Origin of the sequence: Dietzia sp. UBA5065, assembly GCA_002415925.1 — a bacterium.
Lineage (GTDB): Bacteria > Actinomycetota > Actinomycetes > Mycobacteriales > Mycobacteriaceae > Dietzia.
The window spans coordinates 36359-36662 of record DIAZ01000096.1 but is presented as its reverse complement, the minus strand read 5'-3'; the positions used below and the strand labels follow the sequence as shown (position 1 = coordinate 36662).

Genomic DNA, 304 nt, shown 5'->3' with positions numbered 1-304 from the left:
ACCCATGGCAGTCATCTCCATGAAGCAGCTGCTCGACGCGGGCGCTCACTTCGGTCACCAGACCCGTCGCTGGAACCCCAAGATGCGTCGGTTCATCTTCACCGACCGCAACGGCATCTACATCATCGACCTGCAGCAGACGCTCACCTTCATCGACCAGGCGTACGAGTTCGTCAAGGAGACCGTCGCCCACGGCGGCACGGTCCTGTTCGTCGGCACCAAGAAGCAGGCCCAGGAGGCCATCGCCGAAGAGGCCGCGAAGGTCGGCATGCCGTACGTCAACCAGCGCTGGCTGGGCGGCATG

1 protein-coding gene is annotated in these 304 nt (G+C 63.8%); it reads left to right on the top strand.

The features are described 5' to 3' along the window. Window positions 1-4: 4 nt before the first annotated feature. The coding region (gene rpsB / locus B4M60_RS07395; protein WP_291081822.1) for a 30S ribosomal protein S2 at window positions 5-304 on the top strand (300 nt) is incomplete at its 3' end.